The organism is Streptomyces sp. ISL-94 (assembly GCF_018614075.1).
Classification (GTDB): domain Bacteria; phylum Actinomycetota; class Actinomycetes; order Streptomycetales; family Streptomycetaceae; genus Streptomyces.
Genome location: NZ_JAGGOZ010000084.1, coordinates 14287 through 36492 on the forward strand (window position 1 = coordinate 14287; position 22206 = coordinate 36492).

Genomic DNA, 22206 nt, shown 5'->3' on the forward strand with positions numbered 1-22206 from the left:
ATGGTCGCTCATGTATTTTCTTCTCATGCCCAGACCGCGAGAGTTCGAGCCCGACGCCGTTCTGAACGCGGCCATGCTGCGGTTCTGGGAGCGCGGGTACCGGGCGGTGTCCGTCGAGGATCTGGTGAAGGCGACGGGAGTCAAGCCCGGCAGTCTCTACGGTGCCTTCCCCGGCGGCAAGCGTGCGCTGTTCCTGAAGTCGCTGGAGCGGTACTCGAAGCTGGTCGTCCCCCAGAAGCTGGGCGAGCTGGAGGCTCCGGGCGCCTCGGTGGGCGAGATCCGCGGCTACTTCGACGGACTGGTGCGCGATCTGCTCAGCCCCGAAGGCCGGCAGGGCTGCCTGCTCGTCAACACGGCCATCGAGAACGCCGCCGAGGACGACGAGGCGGCGGCCGTCGTCCGCGGCCACCTGGCGCGGCTGGAGCGGTGCATGACGCACGCGCTGGAGAACGCGGCCCGCAGGGGGCAGGTGCGCGCCTCGCTGGACTGTGCCGGCAGCGCCAAGCTGCTGGTCGCCACCTGCCAGGGGCTGATGGTCGTCGGGAAGGCGAACCCCGACGAGACGCCCCTGCGCGCGATCGTCGACAACGCCTTCGCCGCTCTCGCCTGACGGCGAGGCGTACGGGCCACCGTTCGCGGTGGCCCTTTTCTCCGCACCGATAGTTGAATGACTGCTCAAGAATGGAGTCGGTACATGAAGGCCATCGTCATCTCCGCCCACGGCGGACCCGAGGTGCTCACCCTCACCGAACTGCCCGACCCGGTGCCCGCCGACGGCGAAGTGCTGATCCGGGTCGCGGCGTTCGGCCTCAACCATGCCGAGGCCTACATGCGCAGCGGCGCCTGGGGGAAGGTCGCAGCCGTCCCCGGCATCGAGTGCGCCGGCGTTGTGGAGGCCGACCCTTCAGGTGAACTCGCCCTCGGTACCCGGGTCGTGGCGATCCTTGGCGGCATGGGGCGGACCCGCAACGGAAGCTACGCGGAGCTGGTGACCGTGCCGGCGACCAACGTGGTGGCCGTCCGCTCGACGCTGGACTGGGCCGATCTCGCGGCGGTTCCCGAGGTGTACGCAACGGCGTGGAGCGGCCTGTTCGGCAATCTGGACCTGCGACCGGGCGAAACCGTCCTGGTGAGGGGAGCTACCTCCTCGCTCGGCCAAGCCGCGGTCAACCTGGCGGTCGACCACGGCTCGACCGTCTTCGCCACGACCCGGGACCCGCTGCGGGCGCCCCTGCTCCAGGAGCTCGGGGCCGCCGACGTACTCATCGACGACGGTGCGCTCGCCACCCAGGTCGCGGATCGGGGGATCGGCGTCGATGCGGTGTTCGACGTCGTCGGCAACAGCGTCCTGCGTGACTCGCTGGCCTCGGTCCGGCCGCGCGGCCGGGTCTGCCAGCTCGGCTTCCTGGGCGGATTCGAGCCTGTACGCGACTTCGACCCGATCGCCGACCTCCCCAGCGGAGTCCGGCTCAGCTTCTTCGGCAGCGCCTTCGTCCTGGGCACCCCCGCATTCCCGCTCACCGAGGTACCGCTGGACGAGATCTACGCCAAGGTCCAGGCCGGTGCCCTGCGGGCCCGTCCCGCCCGGGTCTTCCGGTTCGACGAAATCGTCGAAGCCCATAGGGTCATGGAGGCAGGAGAGGCCCTCGGGAAGATGGTCGTCACCGTCGGCTGAACCCTCAGACCCTCCGCCAGCCCACCGAGGGGTGCCTGGCCGAGAGTCAGCGGCTCAGGGTGGGACCCGCACTGCTGCGGATCCCACCCGGCATTTCGCCGCTCGGCATCCGTCAGCGGGTGAGGTGCACGAAGTGCCGGCCCGCCGTCTGCCAGGTGTCGTAAGGGGTCCAGCCCGCGGACCTCGCCGCGGCGCACAAGGCGCGGGTGCCGAGCCTGGCCCACCAGAAGGAGGCTCCCCGCCCGCCGGCGCCGTCCTCGACGTGCACCTCCACGCGTTCGTCGACGTCGGCGGCGGCGACCTCGACCAGCAGGGAGCCGCCGGCGGCTGTCAGTTCGGCAGTCCGGCGCAGCAGGGCGGCGGGGTCCCCGCCGATGCCGATGTTGCCGTCGATGAGGAGGACGGTGCCCCAGCCACCTTCGCGGGGAAGCGGGTCGAACACCGACCGGCACAGGGCGCTGCCGCCCGCCCGCTCGGTACGCGCCACCGCCTCGGGGGTCACGTCGACCCCGAGCACCGTACGGCCGAGCCCGGCGAGGGCAGCGACCAGGCGGCCCGGCCCGCAGCCGATGTCGAGGACGGGCCCGGCACACCGGGCCAAGACGGTGTCGTCGGCCGCATCGGGCTCGGCGCACCACCGCTCGACCTCCAGCGGCAGCAGCCAGCCGTCGCGCCGGCGGAGGAACAGTGGCCCCTGCCCGGTGCGGAGGGCGTCCGCGTAAGGATCCGCCTGCCAGGTACGGGTGGCGGGCTCGGCGAGCTGGGCGGTCATCGGGTCACCGCGCACAGGCCGTGGTGCAGGGCGGCGAAGCGCGTCCGCGGGGCTGCGGCCGCGACCCGTTCCGCGTCGGCGGGGGTGTCCACGTCGCACAGCTCGGGCAGGTCCCGTACGGAAAGCCCCGCATCGGTCAGGCGCTGCCGCTGGACCTCGCCGGTGTGGGCCACGGACATGGGGACGCCGAGCAGCAGGGCCGGGTCGGGGTCGGCCAGGCCGAGGGCCCAGAACCCTCCGTCGTCGGCGGGCCCGAACCAGGCGTCCGCCGCGCTGAAGTCCAGCCCGGGCGCCAGCAGTTCCGGGGTGACCTGAGGGGTGTCCATGCCGACCAGCAGGGCCGGCCCTTCGGCCAGGGCGAAGGCGGCGGCCAGTCGGACGTCCAGGCCGCCCGTGCACTGCGGGACGACCTCGATGCCGTCCGGGATCCAAGTGCCCGGCTGTCCGTCGAGGACCAGGACGCGGCGCCGGGCCGGCGTGGCAAGGACCGCGGCGAGGGTGTCCTGGAGTGCTGCGAGGGCCAGGTCGGCTGCCTGCCGCGGGGTGAACTGCGTGGTCAGGCGGGTCTTCACGCGCCCCGCGACGGGAGCTTTGGCGATGACGAGGAGGGTGCTCACGCGGAGATCCCCTCGGTCGGTGCGGGGCGGGCGCCCGGCGGCTCGGCCAGGACCCGGCGCATGTCCCGTACGGCGTGCCAGGTGCCCCGCCAGGTGCCGGTGACCTTGGACTTCCCGGATCGGGGCAGGTACGGGATGTCCGTCTCGGCCACCTTCCAGCCCGCGTCGGCGGCCCGTACGACCATCTGGAGCGGGTACCCGCTGCGCCGGTCGCTCAGGTCCAGGCCGAGCAGTGCCTCGCGGCGGGCGACCCGCATCGGACCGAGGTCGTGGAGCCGCAGGCCGGTGCGGCGGCGCAGCATGCGGGCCAGGGCGATGTTTCCGGCACGCGCGTGCGCGGGCCAGGCGCCGCGGCCCTGCGGACGGCGCCGGCCGAGCAGGAGGTCCGCCTCGCCGGCCGCGACGCGCTCGGCCATGGGCGCGAGCAGTCCGGGGTCCATGGAGGCGTCGCAGTCGCAGAAGCAGATCAGCTCGGCGCGGGCGGCGAGCAGCCCGGCATGGCAGGCGGCGCCGAAGCCGCGCCGGGTCTCGCGCACGACGGTGGCGCCGAGGGAGCGGGCGATGTCCGCCGAGCCGTCTGTGGAGCCGTTGTCGACGACGATGGCCCGCCACCCGGCCGGCACCCGCCCCAAGACCCAGGGGAGGGCTTCCGCCTCGTCGAGGCACGGCAGTACGAGGTCCGCGCGGAGCGGACGACAAGCAGAAGGAGTCACCCTCCACACCGTAGGAACCGAAGGGCGAAGAAGGGCGCCCGAAGACCTTACGAAACGCGGACACCGCGTCCCAGGGCGGCAGGGCCAGGTCCACCCGGCACCGCATGGTGTCACGCTGGAGGCATGGCAACCAGCAACGAAACCGACCGAGGCCCGGCCTCCGGAGACGCCGCGGGCCGCGTCCTGGTGGTGGACGACGATCCGACCGTCTCGGAGGTCGTCGCCGGCTACCTGGAGCGGGCCGGGTTCACCGTGCACCGGGCCGCGGACGGTCCGGCCGCGCTGGAGTCCGCCGCCCGGCACCGGCCCGACCTCGTCGTCCTGGACCTGATGCTGCCGGGCATGGACGGCTTGGAGGTGTGCCGTCGGCTGCGTGCGCAGGGGGACGGGAGGCATTCCGTCGCCGTGGTCATGCTCACCGCACGCGGCGACGAGGACGACCGGATCCTTGGCCTGGAAGTCGGCGCGGACGACTACGTGACCAAGCCCTTCAGCCCACGCGAACTGGTTCTGCGCGTCCGGTCCGTCCTGCGCAGGTCGTCGTCGCCCGTTCCCGTCGGCGAGCCCCTGCTCGCGGAGGCCGGCCTGACCGTAGACCCCGCTGCTCGGCGAGCGATCCGAGATGGAGTGGAACTGGCACTCACCCTCAGGGAGTTCGACCTCCTCACCTACTTCCTGCGGCACCCCGGGCAGGTCTGCGGCCGCGAGCGGCTGATGCGCGAGGTCTGGGGCTGGGACTTCGGCGACCTGTCCACGGTGACCGTGCACGTCCGCAGGCTCCGGGGCAAGATCGAGGAGGACCCCGCCGATCCGCAGCTGATCCGAACCGTGTGGGGCGCCGGATACCGCTTCGAAGCGGGCCCCGTCCCGACCGGCCGCGAGCAGGTCGCAGCCGGTGCCCGTACGGAGGACGGCCATGCGTGACGTGCTGCTGATCGCCCTCTACGCCTTCCTCGGCGCGGCGGCCGCCGGGATCCTCGGATCCGTGGCGCTGCGGATACTGCGACGGCGCAGCGTCGCAGTGTCCCTGGCGGTGGTAGCGGCCGTCGCCGTGTCCGCGATGCTCGCCGGGACGCTCGCGGTCGCCTGGGCGATGTTCCTCTCCTCCCATGACCTGGCCGTGGTGACCACCGTCGTCGCGATGGCCGCCGCCGTCTCCTTGATTACGGCGCTGCTGCTGGGCCGCCAGGTCGTACGACGCTGCCGGGAACTCGTCGTCGCGGCCCGCGACTTCGGCGAGGACGGCACCTTCACGGCGCCGGCCGTACCGGCCCCCGCCGAACTGGCGGCACTCAGCCGCGAGCTGGCACTCACGAGTGAACGCCTCGCGGCTTCCCGCGACCGCGAGCGGGCCCTGGAGACATCGCGGCGCGAGCTGGTGGCCTGGATCTCGCACGACCTGCGGACACCGCTGGCCGGGCTGCGGGCCATGTCGGAGGCGCTCGAGGACGGCATGGCGGCCGATCCTGCCCGCTACCACCGCCAGATGCGCGCCGAGGTGGACCGCCTCAACTCCATGGTCACCGACCTGTTCGAGCTGTCCCGCATCCATGCTGGCGCACTCTCCCTCAACCCCACCAGGGTCTCCCTCTACGACCTGGTGGGCGATGCACTGGCAGGAACCGATGCGCTCGCGCGCGAACACGGAGTGCGCCTGGCAGGTGCCGGCGTGGCCCCGCTGCCGGTCGAGGTCGACGGTAAGGAGATGACGCGGGTGCTGTCCAACCTGCTCGTCAACGCCATCCACCACACCCCGGCCGACGGAACGGTCGCGATCGCCACGGAACGCCGCGCGGACGCGGTGGTGCTGTCCGTCACCGACGCCTGCGGCGGAATCCCGGAGGAAGACCTGCCCCGGGTCTTCGACACCGGCTGGCGGGGCAGCCAGGCCCGTACCCCTCCCTCGGGTGCGGGCCTGGGCCTGGCGATCGTCCGGGGCATCGTCGAGGCCCACTCCGGGCGCGCGGACGTCCACAACGTGCCCGGCGGCTGCCGCTTCGAACTCACGCTCCCCGCACCTGTGTAGGCCTTGCCGCTCCGGCCGACGACGTCGACCGGATTCCGGCTCAGCCGGTCGCAACCGCCGAAGCACGCTGGCCGGCCCGCGCGAACTCGGCCATGCCGTCGGCGAAACCGACCACCGGGCGCCAGCCCAGATCCTTGCCCAGCCGGGCCGAGTCGGCGGTGATGTGCCGTACGTCGCCGAGGCGGAACTCGCCCGTCACCACCGGGGCGGGACCGCCGTGAGCCGAGGCCAGCGCGACCGCCATCTCGCCGACCGTGTGCGGGTCCCCGCTGCCGGTGTTGAAGGCCGTGAGCGCGCCCGTTTGCCGGGTGGCAACCGCCTCCAGTGCCACCGCATTGGCCGCGGCCACGTCCGTGACGTGGACGAAGTCCCTTCGCTGCGCGCCGTCCTCGTAGACCCGGGGCGCCTCGCCCCGGGCGAGCGAGGAGCGGAAGAAGGAGGCCACCCCGGCGTAGGGGGTGTCGCGCGGCATGCCGGGCCCGTACACGTTGTGGTAGCGCAGTGACACCGCCCGGCCCTCCACGCACCGGGCCCAGCTCGCCGCGAGGTGCTCCTGGGCCAGCTTCGTCGTCGCGTAGACGTTCCGCGGATCCGTCGGGGCGTCCTCGCCGACCAGGCCCGGCGCGAGTTCGGCTCCGCAGTCGGGGCAGCGGGGTTCGAACCGGCCGGCCGTCAGGTCCTCGGTCCGGCGTGGCCCGGGTCGTACCGTCCCGTGCCGTTCGCACGTGTACCGGCCTTCCCCGTAGACCACCATCGATCCGGCGAGCACGAGCTCGCCCACCCCGGCAGCTGCCATCTCCGCGAGCAGCACCGCCGTCCCGAGGTCGTTGCAACCGACGTAGTCCGGGGCGTCCGCGAAGTCCTTGCCGAGGCCGACCATGGCCGCCTGGTGGCACACCGCGTCGATTCCGCGGAGCGCCGCTCTGACCGCGACGGCGTCCCGTACGTCGGCGCGCACGAACTCGGCGTCGGGCAGGGGCGGCGTGCCGGGGTGGGCAGCGGGCAGCAGGGCGTCGAGGACGACGGGGTTGTGTCCTCGGTCCGTGAGGGCGGTGACGATGTGGGAGCCGATGAATCCGGCCCCTCCGGTGACGAGTACGCGCATACTGCGGACGCTACGCAGCGCGGACCATGCGAAGGGTCTCCCACGCGCGCACGTAAGACTTCCGTCACACGGTGCGCCGGGTACGGCGACGCAAGCGTGACGGCCGGGTGCCTCGGGTGGGAATTCAGTGGTGGCTGAGGTGGTCGTGGTCCTTCCAGATGCCGTTGCCCGGCATGTCGAGGCGGGCGGTGAGCGGTCGGCGCCACGGGGGAGTGGAGGTGGGTTCGCCCCAGTAGTCGGTGACCCGTACGGCCCGGCCGTCGCGGAGCTCGGCGATGGTGACGTTGCGGTAGAGGCGGCCGTCGCCGTAGTCGCAGGTCCATTCCACGACGGTGATGTCGTCGTCGAGGCGTAGCCGTCGTCCCACTTCGAGCGTGAGCTCGGGGAAGTTCCCCTCGACCTCCCCGATGAGCTTGCTGCCGCGGACGACCTCGCCCAGCTGTGGCCATTGCCGCTCGACCTCCGGGGCGAGCGGCACTCCGAGGATGTAGGCGAGGCGGGTGTGGCCGTTCGGTTCCGGTGCCGGCTCGTTCATTGCCATCAGTCCTTCCTGCGCGGTGGGCGGCGGACCGGATGCGGCGTGTGCCGTGGTGCGCCGGATCCGTCGACCACGCTGCTGATGTGGAAGCGGACCCGGCGCCCGGTGCCGCCCTCATCGTCGGCGGAGCCATCAGGAGACCACTCCAGGACCGCGGTGCCGGACAGGTGCACGGCGCGCCCCGTGGCGAAATCGGCGAACAGCAGGGCCGCGGCACTGTCGACGGCCAGATTGCCGAGGCTGTTGAACATGTTGTTGCCCGGGTAGTCGGGCCACCAGAGGCTGCCGCCCTCGACGCGGACGAATCCGGACGGCCCGCCGCGGTGCGAGGCGTCGTTGCCGCGCTCCGGGTGGGTGGTGCCCAGGAAGAAGGTGTCGGCCGAACGGATGAGGCAGGCCTGGTCGGACGTCAAGAAGGTGGCGTACCGCACCGGGGGGCCGTTCCCGCCCGCTGCCGCAGCGGGTCCGGGTCGGAGGTGTCGACGCCGGATGTACTGAGGACAGTTGCCGTATGCCTGATCGACTTCGAGCACGAGGCCGTCCTCGTCCACGGTGGTGAGCGTCCCGTTGACCCGGAAGCGACGGCGGGTGGCGAAGTCGATGGCCAGCAGGCCGACCGGTTGACCGGGAGGGAGCTCGTCGAGCGGGTCGCGGGCGGCTGGTGCGGTGCGTACGCGCAGAGTGGATGCCGCGATGACGTCGAGGATGCCGGGCGGTCCGGTCAGCGGTGAGATCCACAGCCGGCCCGCTGGGGGTCGCGGCGCTGTGCCGCTCTGTACGCGAGGGCCGTCCGGCCGGACCTGAGGGTCGTCATGCGGCTGTACGGGGACGACTTCGCGACGGCCGTTTACCGCACCCTGCGCGCCGCGCATCCCGCCGCGCTCACCCGCAGCCGCAGCGTGACCCATCTGGCGGCACCCGCGTTCGCCGGCGCGATGATGGGCCGGCAGGTTCTTGGGGCCATACCGGTCGAGCGGCGCGTGCTGCTGTTCGCGGCGCTCGTGGTGGCCGGTCATCCGCAGCTGGAAGGACGGACCATCGCGGAATCTTTCCGGCCCGGTGCCTGGCGCGTGATCGCCCTGGACACCAGTGCACCCGAGGAACGGCGCCCGGACCTGGCCGCCGCACCCGAGGAGGCCCGGATTCCTGAGGCGGGCCTGGTCTGGGACCTGCACCCCGGGTACGTCCTCAAGGCGCAGGACCGGGTGGTTCTGGCCGCTACCCGCAGAGGCCTGGCCGAGTTGCTCGGCCGTGGCACGGTCTCCGCCTCCGGCACGTGAGACGACGGCCTCGGAGCGCAGATTCCTGCGGTCGTGTCGGAGTGTTGACGAGTCCTCCGACGGCAGTCACAGGGAGCCGATACTGCCGGACTCCGGCATGAGATCGACGGGTGGTCGAGCCGTACGGTGGCAGCCGCACCAGAGAGGTACCCATGAACGGAAATCCCACCATCCACGCTGTCGTTCTGGCGGTGGCGACGCTCCTCCTGCTTCCCCTTCCCGTCGCACTCCTGCGGGGGTGGACCCCGCAGAGGCTACGCAGCCGTGCCGTGGCCCGGGCCTGCGCCGACTGCCCGCACCGGCTCGAGTAGCGGCGGGCGGGAGCCGGCGGCCGCGGTCGTAGCGAGGAAACATCAGGTCTGGCGTGTCACGTGGGCTCCCATGGCCTGTGTGCGGCATGTTCTCCTCGGCGGGCGATTTCCGTGAGCCCCGGTTCGGTCGGAGTCTGCGGAGGTGTCCCTTGGGCGCGAGCGGTAGCGGGCAGCGCGATCCCGACGAGACCCCGCGGCCAATGCCGAAGGACGCGGAACGCGGGCACCAGGGACCGAGGGACACCGGTGAACCGGCTACGGCCGGTCGGCCCTCCGGTGAGGAACCGGACGCGGACGCATCCGGGCCGAGGTGGCCGGCGCGACTCCGGTCGGCTGTGAAATCCGCACGGACGGCCGGTCCGCCGCCAGGGCTCTCGCGCCCGGAGTTCTGGCGGAGCCCGTTGCGCGGTCCGTGGCTGACCTCGGTGCTCGGGCTGATCCTGCTCTTCGGGATCACCGTCCTCTTCGTCACGGGCCTGGTGTCGTACGCGGCGTACAACCCGGATCTGGCAGCGGTGAACGACCAGACGCCCGGCAAGGGGTGGCTCGGGTTCTACCTCTTCCCCTGGCCGACGTCTCCGTACTGGCTCTACCGGGTCACCCAGGGGGTGCACGTCACGCTCGGGATCGTCCTCGTACCCGTGCTCCTGGCCAAGCTGTGGTCGGTGATCCCCAAGCTGTTCGAGTGGCCGCCGGTGCGGTCGGCCGCGCACGGCATCGAGCGGCTGTCCCTGCTCCTCCTGGTGGGAGGCGCCGGGTTCGAGTTCGTCACCGGAATCCTGAACGTGCAGCTGCACTACATCTTCCCCGGCTCCTTCTACACACTGCACTTCTACGGCGCCTGGGTGTTCATCGGCGCCTTCGTGGTCCACGTGGCCTTCCGACTGCCCAGGGCACTGCGCGCGGTGGGGCACCGGCTGGGCGAGTCGGCGGCCGGTACGCACGACGCGGCCGGACTGGTCTCGCCCCGTCCGGCGGCGCCGACGATCTCCCGCCGGGGCGCACTGGGCATGGTCGGGCTGGGCTCCCTGGTGCTGCTGGCGGTCACCGCGGGCCAGAGCATGGGCGGCTGGTTCAGGCAGACGGCGCTCCTCGCCCCGCACGGACAGGATCCCGGCTCCGGGCCGAACGGCTTCCAGATCAACAAGACCGCAGCCTCGGTCGGCATCCGGCCCAGCGACATCGGCCCCGCCTGGCGCCTGACCGTACGTGGTGCCGGCAAGCAGATCGATCTGACCTACGACCAACTGCTGGCCCTGCCCCAGAACGAGTCGTCCCTGCCCATCGCCTGCGTGGAGGGCTGGTCGACCTCCGACCAGCACTGGAGCGGAGTCCGCCTCACGGACCTGGCCGCACTGGTCGGGCTCGGCACGAACACCCCGCAGGTCTTCGTGGAGTCGGTGCAGCGCGGCGGGCCGTTCAGGTCGGTGGTCCTGCGCGACAACCAGGCCCGGGACGACCGTTCACTGCTCGCCGTGCGCGTCAACGGTGCCGTGCTCTCGTACGATCACGGCTACCCGGCCCGGGTGATCGTCCCCGGAGCGCCCGGAGTCCACAACACCAAATGGGTCACCCGCCTCACCTTCGGAGACCCGGCATGAGGCCCGTCCTGCCGACCGCGGCCACAGGCGCGTTCCGCCGCCGCTACGGGGCCTCCCCGCTCCACCTGCTCCTCGTCCTCGCCTCCTTCGCCCTCGCCGTCTACGCGGGCCTGCGACTCCTCAAGGGCGACGCCCTCGGCGTGGCCCTGTGGTTCGTCGGAGCGGCGCTCCTGCATGATCTGGTGCTGCTGCCCTTGTACTCGATGACGGACCGGGCGGTGCAGGCGGCCTTCGGGGACACCTCGCACGTGGGAGGTCCCCTGGCGCGGGTGGGCGTCAACCACGTTCGCGTACCGTCCTTCATCGCCGGTGTCCTCCTGCTCGTCTGGTGGCCCCTCATCCTCCACCGGGTGGAGCACTTCACCGCCGCCACGGGCCTCCCCTCCGACGGGTTCCTCGCGCGCTGGCTGTTGATCACCGCCGGCCTCTTCGCCGCCTCCGCAGCCGTCCTCCTCGCCAGGATGTGGCAGGGGACGAAGGCCGCCAGGCGTGCCGCAAGGCGTGCCGCAAGGGTTCAGGCGCGGGCGCGCAGGGCAACGAAGTGACGGCCCATGGCGGAGGACCAGCACTCGGTCGCCGTCCACCCCGAGGCCCGGGCGTGACGGTCCAGTGCCGCAGTACCGACAGCGGCCCAGGGGAAGGCCGCGCCCACCGGCCGGTGACCCGCATGGATGCGGACCCGGCGGCGTTCGTCCACATCTCCTGGAGCTGTTTCCACCAAGAGCAGTCCCTGCCCGTGTACCAGGTCCCTGATCCTGAGCAGGAGTCTGCGAGGGTCCCCACCGATGCCGATGTTGCCGTCGATCAGCAATACCGTTCCCCACCCGCCCTCGTCGGGCAGCGGATCGAACACCGACCGGCGCAGTGCGGCGCCGCCCCGGGAGACGGTCGCGCTGACTGCTGACGGACACACGTCGATGCCGAGCACGGAGTGCCCCTGACGGGTCAGCGCCTCCACCAGCCGGCCGGCCCCGCAGCCGATGTCCAGCACACGCCCCCTGCACCGCCGCAGTACGGCACGGTCGCCGGCGTCCGCCCGCGCACACCATCGCTTGAGATCCAGCGAGAGGCACCAGCCCTCCGCGTCGCGCAGCGAAAGATCACCCTGCTGCGCGTGGATCGCCGCCGCGTACGGGCCGCTGTTCCATCCCTCGGAGTCGTGGGCGGTCACCCTCCATGTTTCGCCTCACGGCGGGACGGGGCGCTCCGGCAGAGGTGGAATCCACCCGATCGGACCGTATACCCCCGTCCTCCGCAGTGGACCGGGAGCGTGTGTGGGGTCGCCCGGAGGCACAGCACTGCCCGCCGATGAGACGTGTCCGGATGTGAGAGAACCTCGTCATTGCAGACATGCGCGGCGGGGCGAAGTGATCGAGCATGCCCGCACCGCACCGCGTCGTCATCACAGCCTTCCCCGGAGTGGAACTCCTGGACGTCACCGGCCCGGCCGAGGTGTTCTCGGCGCCACGCGCAGCACAAGGACCTGGTGGCGCTCAAGGTGCTGCTGGAGCGATGAGCACGAACCTCACTCGGGTGGGAGCGGGCCGGCGAAGGACAGTGGGGCAGTGGGGCCCCGTCACCACTCGGCGATGAGCGGCCTGTCCGGTCCGTGCTGCTGCCAGGCTTCGGTGAGGCGGACGAGGCGGGTGGGGGCGGCGATGCCGCGCACGGTCGCGATCCTGTCGCCCGCGATGTCGAACGTGACGGCGCCGATGACCTGGTCCCCGAGCACGAACAGGATGGCGGGGGCGCCGTTGACGAGCGCGTAGTGGATGGCGGGCGCGCCGCCGGCGAGCCGTCGTTTCGCGGGCGTGGGTTTGAAGCCGCCCCGGGCGATGGCGGCGACGCGCTGCGGGGTGTCGAACCGCAGCAGCTTCTCCGCCAGGCCGGCGCCGTCGGAGATCGCGACCACGTCGTCGGTGAGCATCGCCACCAGCCGATCGGTACGGCCCGAGGTTGCAGCGGCGAGGAATTCCTCGATGATCCTGCGGGCGGATGCCGGGTCGACTTCGCCGCGGCGGCGGCGCGCGGCGGTGATGCGGGTCCGGGCGCGGTGGAGGTGCTGCTGGCTTGCGGACTCGGTGATGTCGAGGATGTCGGCGATCTCGGCGTGGCCGTAGGAGAACGCTTCGCGCAGGAGGTAGACGGCCCGCTCGATGGGTGACAGGCGCTCCAAGACGGTCAGAACGGCCAGGGAGACCGATTCGCGCTGTTCGAAGGTGTCGGCCGGGCCGAGCATTGGGTCACCGTCGAGGAGGGGTTCGGGCAGCCAGGCGCCGACGGTTCGTTCGCGGCGGGCTTGTGCCGAGCGGAGCCGGTCGAGGCACAGGTTGGTGACGACCTTGGTCAGCCATGCTTCGGGCACTTTGATCTGCTGCCGGTCGGCGGCCTGCCAGTGCAGGAACGCGTCCTGCACGGCGTCTTGGGCGTCGGCGGCGGAGCCCAGCAGCCGGTACGCCAGCGAGGCCAGCCGGTTCCGGCTGGCCTCGAACCGACTGGTGTCGAAGCGATCGACTGCCGTGCTGTCCACGCGGATCACCCTATGGGGCGGCTACGCGGCTGCCTTCTCGGGGGACGTGTGCGGCGCAGAGGCCAGGCGGTGCTTGCGCTTGGGCAGGCCGAAGGTCGGGTGGGAGTTGGTCCACAACGACAGCTTGAGGATTCCTGCCTTGATCCGCGCCGCCTTCCGGCCGCCCATGTACTTCGGCTTTGCCTGCCCTTCGTGGTCGACCATCTGCAGGATTCCGTCCCGCCGTCCGAGGCTGATGTGGTTGCCCGGGTACTCCAGCTTGGTGTTCGCGATCTTGCGGCCGGTCAGGCGTCCCACGATCGCGTTCGTGGCCTGCATGCCGGTGAAGCCGGCCGAAGCACAGGACATGGGCAGCGGCCGGCCGTTGTCGCCGATGGCGTAGGCGCTGTCGCCGACGGCGTACACGTTCGGGTGCGAGACCGACCGCATGGTGCGATCGACGACGATCCGACCGTTCTCGGTGACCGCCAGCCCGCCGGCGGCGGCGATCGGGCTGACCGCGAACCCGGCCGTCCACACGGTCGCGTCGGATGCCAGGACGGTGCCGTCGGCGCACAGCACCTGCGTCGCTTCGACGGTTTCGACGCTGGTTTGCTCCAGGACGGTGATGCGCAGCCGGTCGCAGGTCTGGCGCAGGTGGCTGCGGGCTGCGGCGGAGAGCTGTGCGCCCAGCTTGCCGCGGGCGACCAGCGTCACCGACAGGCTCGGCCGGGATTCGGCGATCTCGGTGGCGGTCTCGATGCCGGTCAGCCCGTCGCCGACGATCAGAACACTCCGGCATTCGCGCTTGCTCAGGCTGTCCAGGCGCTCGCGCAGGCGCAGTGCGGAAGGCCGGGCGGCGACATCGAAGGCGTGCTCGGTCACGCCGGGGACGCCGTGGTCGGCGACGTGGCTGCCGAGTGCATAGAGAAGCGTGTCGTAGCCGAGCTCGCCGCCACCATCGGCATCGGCCACGGCGACGACCTGGCGCTCGGGGTCGACGGCGGTGACACGGGCCCGGCGCAGTCGTATAGCCGTGCCCGCGAAGACCTCGGCGAGCTGTGGAGCCTCGATCTCCTGGCCGGCGGCGAGCTGGTGCAGCCGCAGCCGCTGGACGAAGTCCGGCTCTGCGTTGACCACGGTGATCTCGGTGTCCGCCGGGGACAGCCGGCGGGCCAGGGTCCCGGCCACGTACGCTCCGGCATAGCCGGCTCCGAGGACGACGATGCGGTGCTTCATGTCTCGCTCCTGTCGGTTCGCTTGGCTCTCGGTGACTTGAGCGGAACAGCGTCCCGATTCCTGACAGGAACTGGATGTGGTGTGGGTCACAGGGCGGAAGGGGTGTTGCGAGGCATGCCCGGGGCCGGGCGCCCGGTCGATGAAGTCCGCCGGCGTCGCCATCATGACCTCGGGTCGGCAGCCCGGGCGATAGGCGTCAGATGTGGGGTGGGGTCAGCCCGTTTTGTCGGACCGGCCAGGAGGCCTGGCAGGCATGCGCGGTGCACGCGATCCGTGACGGCACCCCCGAGCGAGGCCGGGCGACGCCTCGGCGTGACGGCTGTTTGGGGACCAGTTGGGGACCACCGCCACTGCCCGCAGGTGCACGACACGCGCATTCATGCACATTACTCGCCCTCAAATCGCCCTGTATGCCAGGATTTTGACCCCGACCCGTCGATCTGGGGGTCAAGGGGTCGCAGGTTCAAATCCTGTCGTCCCGACTCGAAAGAGTCGCAGGTCAGGGGCCGTTTCAGAGCAATCTGAAACGGCCCCTTGATCGTTTTTGGGGACCAGTTGGGGACCAGCGCACTTGACCGGGCTGGAGCGCACCTTGACCCGGTCAAGGTGCGTCACGTGCTGCCGCCTGGGGGCAGCACGAAGGGCCGGCGCACGGTGAGGGCGGTACGCGCCCGTGGCCCGCTCCGAGCAGAGAGGGCGGACTTCCGCCAGCGCTTTCTTCTGCAGTGCCCTTCATGGGCGGTGCGCTATTCCGACGATGCCGCGGCCCCGCACTCACCGCTGGGAACGCAGTATCAGTTCGTCGACGACGAAGTTGAAGTTTGCGGCGGGGTCGCCTTCCGGCCTGAGCAGGCTGTCGAGGCAGCGCGCGACTCCTGCCGTTCCAGTGGTGAAGTCGGTGCTCTCGCGGACCGCCTGCTCTCCGGGAATCCCGCTCTCTCTGGGCAGTGGATACGGAAGAGGGGAACGCCTTCCGCCACCGTCCAGGCGGCTTCGCGGTACTGTGGATCCTCGGTGAACTCCCGCTGGAAGCGTTCCGCGGCCCGTCGCAGCGGCCAGCCGTCGTCCACGACGTAGCGGGTCAGCCGCAGTCTCCCGGTCTCGGTCAGCGGGGCATTACGGTGGGACACCATTTCAAGCACCCAGCACGCGTGTCACCGACGTCCCGGGACAACACACCTAGCACCCGGGACGGCACCGAGCACGACGGGACAGCACAGGCATATTTTCGGCCAGACTGCCGAACCTGGGCCCAGCCGACCGTTTCTGACGGTTGGCTGGCAGTGCGACTGCCCGCCGGGTGGCGTGCATGCTCTCCCACGCCCTGGTCACGGCCGGTGTGTGAAGCCGTTCCGCTGCGCGACCGGCACCCGGAACGGGGCGTGCAGCGCTCCGAGCGGGAACAGACGGCCGACCGCCCCGGCATCGTGCCGCTCCTGTCGACCCTCCCCTGCCTGCCATCCAGGCCCGAGGGCCGCAGCCGCGTACGCCTTGTACCCGCTGCCGCCCGCCGCCTTCCGCCTTGCCGCCATCTTCATCCGGTCAGCTGGATGATCCGAAGGAATCGGCCTGGCGACTGTCCGTCTCGACTACCACTTCGCGAACGGCGTTCGCATCGCAAGGTCGGGAGCGGCTCGTCGCAGCGCGGCCCCGAAATCACGGGCCAAGCCGGTGAGAAGCTCCAGCGCTGCCGTACGCGACAGGACTTCCACGTCCGGACCCGGGCGCCATGCAGTGCCCGAGATACATCGGATCTTCGTGGTGTCCCCTGCGGGCACGAAGGTCAGGCGTCGCTCGATCCCCTGCCCGTAGAGGTCGATCTCGGCGGAACGGCCCGATTGCAGCCTGTCGATCGCCTCGGGGAGCTGCTCGATCACTGATGAAAGATCGTACGAAATGTTGACCGGCCATTCCTCTTGACCGAACCCCGAGACGACGAAGCGTGCATCGGTTTCGGAAAGCAGCTGACATGCGTCCATGGCCAGCGACTCGTACTGAACTTGATCGGGTGATGTCGGGCTGTTTGCCGGACAGCGTGCGGGTGGCTTCGGTAGTCCTGGTGGGGTGAGGTATCCGCAGGGTGGCGGCTTGACCGATGCCGAGAGGGCCGGGCGGGAGCGGGTTCGGCTCCAGGCCGTGGCTGGCTTCGAGGCTGGCGATAAGAACCGGGAGATTGCTGCTGCGCTGCGTGTCTCGGAACGGTCGGTGGAACGCTGGCGGCGTCAGTGGCGCGAAGAGGGCCTGGCCGGGGTGGCATCGAAGGGGTCGCCTGGCCGGCCCCGACTGTCGGACACGCAGATGGCGCGGCTGGAGTGGGAGTTGGAGCGGGGTCCGCTGGCTCACGGGTGGGCCGACCAGCGGTGGACGCTGGCCCGGGTGAAGACGATGATCGGCCGTCTGTTCCACGTCTCGTACACCGTGGAGGGCACCTGGCGGCTGCTGCGGCGGCACGGCTGGTCGTGGCAGCAGCCCACCCGGCGCGCGATCGAGCGCGACGACCACGCGGTTGAGCTTTGGAAACTGGAGGTCTGGCCGCGGGTAAGAGCACCGCGGCGGTGAACAACGCCTGGGTAGTCTTCGAGGACGAAGCCGGCCAGTCGATGACACCGCCGCGTGCCAGAACCTGGGGCCGCCGGGGTTGCACTCCGGTGGTCCGCGTGCGCGGGCGCGGCTCGGGCCGGGTCTCCATGGCGGGGATGACCTGCTACAAGCCCGGCGAGCGGTCCCGGCTGATCTACGCGATCCGCGAGTACCGGGGACGAAAGGACGAACCGAAGGGCTTCGGCTGGAAGGACTACCGCGACTTGATCATCCGCGCCTACACCCAGCTCGGCGGCCCGATCGTCCTGGTCTGGGACAACCTGCGCATGCACCTGGTCGCGCCGCTGCGAGAGTTCTTCGAGGCCAACACCGCCTGGCTCACCGTCTTCCAGCTACCGACCTACGCCCCAGACCTGAACCCGCAGGAGGGCATCTGGTCGTTGGTCAAACGCGACATCGGCAACCTCGCCGCTGCGGACCTCAGCCAGATCACTCGCGCCGTGAAGCGACGCCTCAAAAAGATCCAGTACCGACCGGAGCTGGTCGACGGCTGCTTGACGGCCACGGGTCTCGTATTGGAGGGCTGACGTGCCTCAGCTCGCCCAGTTCGCGTAGTCGCCCATCGCGACGTCGTCACACAGGGTTTCCCATAGCCCATTGTGTGCCAGCGCGGTGTCATCGAGGTTGGCGAGGAGCTCGCGAAGGTCGTCCGCTGCCTCGTCGAATCTGTCTTCTTCGCCTTCTTCGTAGAACAATCCATATCCCGGTCCGGTGTTCATCGCCGCAGTGCGGTAGGTGCTCGATGCGGCCGCGCGGATGGGCAGGGCGGTGCCTGATGGTCCGATGTGCCAGTGACGCCAGGACGCGGAGCTGTTCAGCGCTGTGCGCAGGTCATGCCTCTCAGCCCGGCTGGCCGTGGGTTCCTGCCTCTAGGGACGTGCGGAGGGTGGCCAGGGCCGCGGCGATGTGGATCAGGTCGTCAGGAGAGACGGCCGCTGTCAGCGCGGCGAGTTCGCTTGCGACGATGGGGCGGGAGGCGGCCAGCTTCGTCTCGCCCTCGGGCGTGAGGTGAAGGACGGACGAGCGGCGGTCCTGGGGATGCGCGACCCGCACGCACCAGCCTGCGGCCACTAGCCGGTCGACCGCCTTGCTGACGGCTCCCACAGTGATCGCCAGCTCGCCGACGATGTCGAGAACACGGCATCCCGGCACCCGGTCGATGAGGTCAAGGAACTCGAACTGGCCGAGTCCCAGACCCTGTTCGGAGATCAGCCGGGCGTTCACGGCGTTGTAAAGCCGGGTCTCGACACGGACGAGATCGGTGAAGACTGATGTGACGTGGCTCACGAAAACCTCCAATAGATTCCTAGGAATCATCTTCCTTGGAATGTGGTTAACTGTGACAGATGGATTCCCGGGAATCCACCCTGACACCCCGATCCGTGGAGGCCACCATGTCCCGACAGCAGCGCGACGCCTTGGACGCCCTGTTCCGTTCCGTCCCGCGCCCCGAGACGCCGCTCACCGTCGAGGAGCAGCGCATCGGGTTCGCCGCAGCTGCATCCAGGCCCGCACCGGAGGGTGTGGCCACCCGAAGGGCTGTCCTCGGCGGTCGGCCTGCCCTGGAACTCATACCGGCCGGAACCTCCGGACCCGGCCGGCTGCTCTACCTGCACGGCGGCGGCTACGTCATCGGCTCACCGGACACCCACGCCGGGCTGGCCGGCGAACTGGCCCACCGCGCCCGGCTGCGAGCGGTGTCGGTGGATTACCGCCTGGCACCCGAGCACCCCTTCCCGGCTGCCGTCGACGACGGACTCGCGGCCTACCGTGAGCTGCTGGCAACCGGCACCGACCCGCGGGACATCGTCGTGGCCGGCGACTCCGCCGGTGGCGGCCTGAGCATCGCCATGCTGATCGCGGCCCGGGAGGCCGGGCTGCCGCAGCCGGCCGCCGTGGTCGTTTTCTCCCCATGGGCCGACCTGACCCTCACCGGCGGCAGCATGCGTTCCAAGGAGGACGCCGACCCCATCTTCACCGAGGCCGACGTACGCGCCTACGCCGACCTGTACCTCGGCGCGGCCGACCGCGCGCACCCCCTGGCCAGCCCGGTCTTCGCCGACCTCACCGGCCTGCCCCCACTGCTCGTCCAGGCCGGGGCCAACGAGGTGCTCCTCGACGACGCGGTCCGGCTGGCCGGCCGCGCGGGCGCCGACGACGTCGAGGTCACACTCGAAGTCGGGCCCGGCCTTCCCCACGTCTTCCAGCTCCACTACGGCCGACTCGACGAGGCCGACGCCGCACTCGACCACGCCGCCCGCTTCCTCACCGCGCACCTGGCCCGGCACCCGGACGCTGCCCGACTCGAACCGGTCCGCTGACTCTGCCGCGACTCAGGCGGACCTTCACGCGATGTCGTCACCGCCCGCAGGAGCACCAGCGCCGACATCGCCGGTTCAACTTCAGTAGTCGTCGGAGAGTTCGACTTTCACCAGATCGGGCGGCAGTTCCGCCGAAGGGGACGTGAGGGACATCCTCGTGTTCATTTCACCGTCACTTCACTATGGGGCATGCTGTCTTGTAGGTTCCATCAGGTTTGGGAACCATACGGACGTGGGTCGGTTCCACGATCGAACCATCGGGCTTGATGACCTGACCCATTCCCGGTGGGATCGGTACTTCGCGTACCCCGTCAGATTGCCGTCCGCCCGGTAGGCGTATTCGCGGCGCTGGAGTGAACGTCCGTGACTGCTGACACACTGTTCGGTCATGCGGCCCATCACGTCGTAGCCGTGGGACAGCGATACCGACTCACCGACGCGGCGTACCACCTCCTGGCCGCCCGCGTCGCGTTCGAAGGTCATCGTACGGCCCGCGGTGGTGAGTGACTCTCGCCGTCCGGCCGGGTCGTAGGTCCAGGAGCTGATGACGCCGCCGGGTGTCGTCCTGCCGGTTCGGCGGCCGAGGTCGTACTCGAAGGTGGTGACAACGCCCGCGGCATCCTTGCGGATGACCTGTCCGAGAGCGTTGTACTGGAACCCGATGCTCGCGCCCATCCCGTTCGTACGCGAGATCAGGCCTGCCCGCCTGGTCGTAGCCGTAGGCGATGGTCCGATCGTCGAAGTCGGTCTCGGCCACGAGCCGCCCGGCCGGGTCGTACTCGTACCTCCATGCGAAGCCCTGCGGTGAACTGGTACCTGAGCCCGTCCGGGCCGGTACGGGAAGCGAGAAGGTCGAAGTCGGCGTACTCGTAGGTGGTCACCCCGCCCAGCGCATCGGTGTGGCTGGTGCAGTTGCCTTCACCGTCGTACGTCCAGGACTGTTCGCTGCCGTCCGCCTCGACACGACGGGCGAGGTGCCCCTCCACGGTCCATTCGAACCGGGCCGACGAGCCCAATGCGTCGATGAAGGAGATCGGCCGACCGAATCCGTCGCGTGCGATCCGCGTCGTTGCGCCAAGTGGGTCGGTCAGCTCGACCTGCAGCCCGGCCTCGTTGGAGCGGACGACAGTGACGTGTCCGAGGGCCTCCCTGATGGCGACCCGGAAGCAGTATCAGCCGCAGACACCGTGGGCGGCGCAGGCCACTGGCTCCGGTCGCGATGCCCGCTGGCCCGGTTACCTCTCACACCCCGCGCCCGTGAACTCGCCCGCTTGACGGTTGCCCCGCCGCCAACCCAGCCGTGGTCCACGGCCGCCCCGCCGCAGTGGCCCGTCAGCGTGCTGTCCGGGGACCGGGCCACCCGCCAACCGGTCAACCAGGCGCGCTCGCGGCACCACTCCGTCGTGGTGCCCGGCTCATGTGCGGACGGGTCGATGTGCCCGCCCACGATTCGTCACACGATGGGCGCCCGTCGATGATGGGGGTAAGGGGAGGGGCTGTCGAGGGGCTGTACCTCCGGAGTTGATCATGACGGGCTGGCAGGTCAGGGACTACACGGCTGACGATCTTGAGGCTGTGGTGCGTCTGGACGGCGAGAGCGGCACGACGGGGGAACCCGCTCTCTTCCGGCTCTCCGATGCCGTGGCCTCGCTCCAGGCTCTCCACCCGGCCGTCATCGCCACCGCAGACGGCCTGGTCATCGGCGCCGCATTGAGCAGGGTGGACGGCGACCGGGCGTGGATCCTGCGGATCTGCATGACGCCGTCCCGGCGGCACCAGGGACTCGGCAGCGCCCTCCTCGCCGCGCTGGAGCGTCGGCTCTTCGGCTCGGGCGTGCGCACCCTGTACGCGATCCTGCCCGAGGAGGAGACCGGCGCCGTCGCGCTGCAAAACCGCGGCTTCGAGAACCGCTCCGGGCTGGTGTTCTTCGAGAAGCGTGCACCAGCCATCCCACAGGAGGTCAGCATGCTCTCGGAGCTCGGCGCCGAGCTGCCGCCCACCGGTCTGTGGAGCCAGGTCGCGGGGATGGAGAGGGAGAAACGGCTGATCGAACGCCGCCTGGTGCTCCCGCTGGCCAGACCGGAGCTGGCCGCCGAGCACGGAGTGGAACTGCCACGGGCGGTGATGCTGTTCGGCCCTCCCGGGACCGGCAAGAGCACTTTCGCGCATGCCGTTGCCGGTCGTCTCGGCTGGCCGTTCCTGGAACTGTTCCCCGCCAGGCTCGCCGCCGAGTACGGCCTCGCGGCTGGTCTGAGCCGGAGCTTCGAGGAGATCGCCCGACTCGACCACGTCCTGGTCTTCATCGACGAGGTCGAAGAAGTCGCCGGCGAGCGCGGCGGAGCCGACGCGACGGCGGTCGGCATCGTCAACGAACTCCTCAAAGCTATCGTCCGCTTCCGCACCCGCGACGGACGGCTGCTCATCTGCGCCACCAACAACGTCACCAGTCTCGATCCGGCCTTCCTGCGCCACGGCCGCTTCGACTACGTGATGCCCATCGGCCCGCCCGACCTCGAGGCCAGAACCGCCCTATGGGAAAGCTACCTCGCACGAGCCGGCGCCGAAGCCGACATCGCGGCGCTTGCCGCGGCCAGCGCGGGCTTCACCCCCGCGGACATCGCCCACGTCGCCCGTACCGTCTCCCAGGCCATGTTCGAGCGGACCTGCGACACCGGAACCCGCGCCCAGCCAACCACCACCGACTACCTGGAGACCGTCCACCGCACACATGCCACGGTCAGCACCGACATGGCCCAGCAATTCGCCGCACAGACCGAGAGATTCGCCCGCCTGTAGACCCGTGACCGTGAACCACGGGCCAAGGGGAGATGAGGCAGCAGGGGGAGGTGTCGACTGCGATGAGAGGACCGCAAAACCGGGATGGGAACGGCGGGGCGA

At 70.5% G+C, this 22206-nt stretch carries 24 protein-coding genes and 3 pseudogenes; 12 read left to right on the plus strand and 15 right to left on the minus strand.

Annotated elements, in window-relative coordinates:
- Positions 1–25 precede the first annotated feature (25 nt).
- Positions 26–610 carry a TetR/AcrR family transcriptional regulator gene (locus tag J7E94_RS24860; RefSeq protein ID WP_215019019.1) on the plus strand — a complete coding sequence of 195 codons (585 nt, stop codon included), beginning with the start codon at positions 26–28 and terminating at the stop codon, positions 608–610.
- A gap of 84 nt (positions 611–694) precedes the next feature.
- The gene (locus tag J7E94_RS24865) at positions 695–1675 is read left to right on the plus strand and encodes a zinc-binding dehydrogenase (RefSeq protein ID WP_215019020.1); all 981 of its coding nucleotides are present in this window, start codon (positions 695–697) and stop codon (positions 1673–1675) included.
- 112 nt (positions 1676–1787) lie between these two features.
- Here the strand turns inward: J7E94_RS24865 and J7E94_RS24870 are convergent, their stop codons facing one another.
- Genes J7E94_RS24870 through J7E94_RS24880 form a run of 3 tightly spaced genes read right to left on the minus strand, consistent with a single transcriptional unit; the run spans position 1788 to position 3777 of the window.
- Positions 1788–2447 (minus strand): bifunctional 2-polyprenyl-6-hydroxyphenol methylase/3-demethylubiquinol 3-O-methyltransferase UbiG, encoded by a 660-nt coding sequence (locus tag J7E94_RS24870; RefSeq protein ID WP_215019021.1) that lies wholly within the window; start codon positions 2445–2447, stop codon positions 1788–1790.
- Entirely contained in the window at positions 2444–3064 is a 621-nt protein-coding gene (locus tag J7E94_RS24875; RefSeq protein WP_215019022.1) for a DUF2064 domain-containing protein, read from the minus strand. The genes J7E94_RS24870 and J7E94_RS24875 overlap by 4 nt, the downstream gene beginning before the upstream one ends.
- The gene (locus J7E94_RS24880; RefSeq protein WP_215019023.1) at positions 3061–3777 is read right to left on the minus strand and encodes a glycosyltransferase family 2 protein; all 717 of its coding nucleotides are present in this window, start codon (positions 3775–3777) and stop codon (positions 3061–3063) included. Before J7E94_RS24880 ends, J7E94_RS24875 begins: the two co-directional genes overlap by 4 nt.
- 123 nt (positions 3778–3900) lie before the next feature.
- On the opposite strand from J7E94_RS24880, the gene J7E94_RS24885 reads away from it, so the two are divergent.
- Both J7E94_RS24885 and J7E94_RS24890 read left to right on the plus strand, forming a co-directional pair.
- On the plus strand, positions 3901–4701 hold the full coding sequence (locus J7E94_RS24885) for a response regulator transcription factor (RefSeq protein WP_215019024.1): 801 nt from the start codon (positions 3901–3903) through the stop codon (positions 4699–4701).
- Positions 4694–5803 (plus strand): sensor histidine kinase KdpD, encoded by a 1110-nt coding sequence (locus J7E94_RS24890; protein ID WP_215019025.1) that lies wholly within the window; start codon positions 4694–4696, stop codon positions 5801–5803. Before J7E94_RS24885 ends, J7E94_RS24890 begins: the two co-directional genes overlap by 8 nt.
- Positions 5804–5843: 40 nt before the next feature.
- Here J7E94_RS24890 and J7E94_RS24895 read toward each other — a convergent pair whose 3' ends face one another.
- The 3 genes from J7E94_RS24895 to J7E94_RS34855 form a co-directional block, all read right to left on the minus strand.
- Positions 5844–6908, minus strand: a complete 1065-nt coding sequence (locus tag J7E94_RS24895) for an NAD(P)-dependent oxidoreductase (RefSeq protein WP_215019026.1) — start codon at positions 6906–6908, stop codon at positions 5844–5846.
- Positions 6909–7032: 124 nt separating this feature from the next.
- The gene (locus J7E94_RS24900; protein ID WP_215019027.1) at positions 7033–7443 is read right to left on the minus strand and encodes a nuclear transport factor 2 family protein; all 411 of its coding nucleotides are present in this window, start codon (positions 7441–7443) and stop codon (positions 7033–7035) included.
- A 5-nt stretch (positions 7444–7448) separates the two neighbouring features.
- The gene (locus tag J7E94_RS34855; RefSeq protein WP_251057180.1) at positions 7449–7859 is read right to left on the minus strand and encodes a pyridoxamine 5'-phosphate oxidase family protein; all 411 of its coding nucleotides are present in this window, start codon (positions 7857–7859) and stop codon (positions 7449–7451) included.
- Positions 7860–7922: 63 nt separating this feature from the next.
- Here J7E94_RS34855 and J7E94_RS34860 point away from each other — a divergent pair, with 63 nt between their 5' ends.
- From J7E94_RS34860 to J7E94_RS24920, 4 genes and pseudogenes are all read left to right on the plus strand, one after another.
- On the plus strand, positions 7923–8177 hold the full coding sequence (locus J7E94_RS34860) for a hypothetical protein (protein WP_251057181.1): 255 nt from the start codon (positions 7923–7925) through the stop codon (positions 8175–8177).
- A gap of 36 nt (positions 8178–8213) precedes the next feature.
- Positions 8214–8726, plus strand: a pseudogene (locus J7E94_RS24910) (potassium transporter TrkA); the annotation flags it as partial.
- Positions 8727–9438: 712 nt separating this feature from the next.
- Complete coding sequence (locus J7E94_RS24915; RefSeq protein WP_251057182.1) at positions 9439–10638, plus strand: molybdopterin-dependent oxidoreductase; 1200 nt, start codon at positions 9439–9441, stop codon at positions 10636–10638.
- Entirely contained in the window at positions 10635–11183 is a 549-nt protein-coding gene (locus tag J7E94_RS24920) for a hypothetical protein (RefSeq protein WP_251057183.1), read from the plus strand. The genes J7E94_RS24915 and J7E94_RS24920 overlap by 4 nt, the downstream gene beginning before the upstream one ends.
- On the opposite strand, the gene J7E94_RS24925 is transcribed toward J7E94_RS24920, so the two are convergent.
- The 5 genes and pseudogenes from J7E94_RS24925 to J7E94_RS24945 all read right to left on the minus strand — a co-directional run bounded on the left by J7E94_RS24925 (position 11153) and on the right by J7E94_RS24945 (position 16365).
- The gene (locus J7E94_RS24925; protein WP_308345441.1) at positions 11153–11809 is read right to left on the minus strand and encodes a methyltransferase domain-containing protein; all 657 of its coding nucleotides are present in this window, start codon (positions 11807–11809) and stop codon (positions 11153–11155) included. The two genes, J7E94_RS24920 and J7E94_RS24925, sit on opposite strands and share 31 nt — an antisense overlap.
- Positions 11810–12214: 405 nt before the next feature.
- The gene (locus J7E94_RS24930) at positions 12215–13168 is read right to left on the minus strand and encodes a sigma-70 family RNA polymerase sigma factor (protein ID WP_215019029.1); all 954 of its coding nucleotides are present in this window, start codon (positions 13166–13168) and stop codon (positions 12215–12217) included.
- Positions 13169–13189: 21 nt separating this feature from the next.
- The gene (locus J7E94_RS24935; protein ID WP_215019030.1) at positions 13190–14386 is read right to left on the minus strand and encodes an NAD(P)/FAD-dependent oxidoreductase; all 1197 of its coding nucleotides are present in this window, start codon (positions 14384–14386) and stop codon (positions 13190–13192) included.
- Between the two features lie 1013 nt (positions 14387–15399).
- A pseudogene (locus tag J7E94_RS24940) lies at positions 15400–15516 on the minus strand (IS481 family transposase); the annotation flags it as partial.
- A 459-nt stretch (positions 15517–15975) separates the two neighbouring features.
- The gene (locus J7E94_RS24945; protein ID WP_215019031.1) at positions 15976–16365 is read right to left on the minus strand and encodes a hypothetical protein; all 390 of its coding nucleotides are present in this window, start codon (positions 16363–16365) and stop codon (positions 15976–15978) included.
- An 85-nt stretch (positions 16366–16450) separates the two neighbouring features.
- On the opposite strand from J7E94_RS24945, the gene J7E94_RS24950 reads away from it, so the two are divergent.
- On the plus strand, positions 16451–16945 hold the full coding sequence (locus J7E94_RS24950; RefSeq protein ID WP_215019032.1) for a winged helix-turn-helix domain-containing protein: 495 nt from the start codon (positions 16451–16453) through the stop codon (positions 16943–16945).
- Between the two features lie 41 nt (positions 16946–16986).
- Positions 16987–17514 carry a transposase gene (locus J7E94_RS24955; RefSeq protein WP_251057194.1) on the plus strand — a complete coding sequence of 176 codons (528 nt, stop codon included), beginning with the start codon at positions 16987–16989 and terminating at the stop codon, positions 17512–17514.
- Positions 17515–17520: 6 nt separating this feature from the next.
- Here J7E94_RS24955 and J7E94_RS24960 read toward each other — a convergent pair whose 3' ends face one another.
- Together J7E94_RS24960 and J7E94_RS24965 are read right to left on the minus strand one after the other, a co-directional pair.
- Positions 17521–17706, minus strand: coding sequence for a hypothetical protein (locus J7E94_RS24960; RefSeq protein ID WP_215019033.1), 186 nt, complete (start codon positions 17704–17706; stop codon positions 17521–17523).
- Positions 17707–17827: 121 nt separating this feature from the next.
- Positions 17828–18274 (minus strand): MarR family winged helix-turn-helix transcriptional regulator, encoded by a 447-nt coding sequence (locus J7E94_RS24965; RefSeq protein WP_215019034.1) that lies wholly within the window; start codon positions 18272–18274, stop codon positions 17828–17830.
- A 107-nt stretch (positions 18275–18381) separates the two neighbouring features.
- Here J7E94_RS24965 and J7E94_RS24970 point away from each other — a divergent pair, with 107 nt between their 5' ends.
- The gene (locus J7E94_RS24970) at positions 18382–19308 is read left to right on the plus strand and encodes an alpha/beta hydrolase (RefSeq protein ID WP_215019035.1); all 927 of its coding nucleotides are present in this window, start codon (positions 18382–18384) and stop codon (positions 19306–19308) included.
- A 180-nt stretch (positions 19309–19488) separates the two neighbouring features.
- Here J7E94_RS24970 and J7E94_RS34865 read toward each other — a convergent pair whose 3' ends face one another.
- Both J7E94_RS34865 and J7E94_RS34870 read right to left on the minus strand, forming a co-directional pair.
- A complete protein-coding gene (locus tag J7E94_RS34865; RefSeq protein WP_251057186.1) occupies positions 19489–19983 on the minus strand; it encodes an RHS repeat protein in 495 nt (164 codons plus the stop codon).
- A gap of 188 nt (positions 19984–20171) precedes the next feature.
- Positions 20172–20462 (minus strand): annotated as a pseudogene (locus J7E94_RS34870) (RHS repeat domain-containing protein); the annotation flags it as partial.
- A gap of 373 nt (positions 20463–20835) precedes the next feature.
- On the opposite strand from J7E94_RS34870, the gene J7E94_RS24980 reads away from it, so the two are divergent.
- On the plus strand, positions 20836–22104 hold the full coding sequence (locus J7E94_RS24980) for an ATP-binding protein (protein WP_215019036.1): 1269 nt from the start codon (positions 20836–20838) through the stop codon (positions 22102–22104).
- Positions 22105–22206 lie beyond the last annotated feature (102 nt).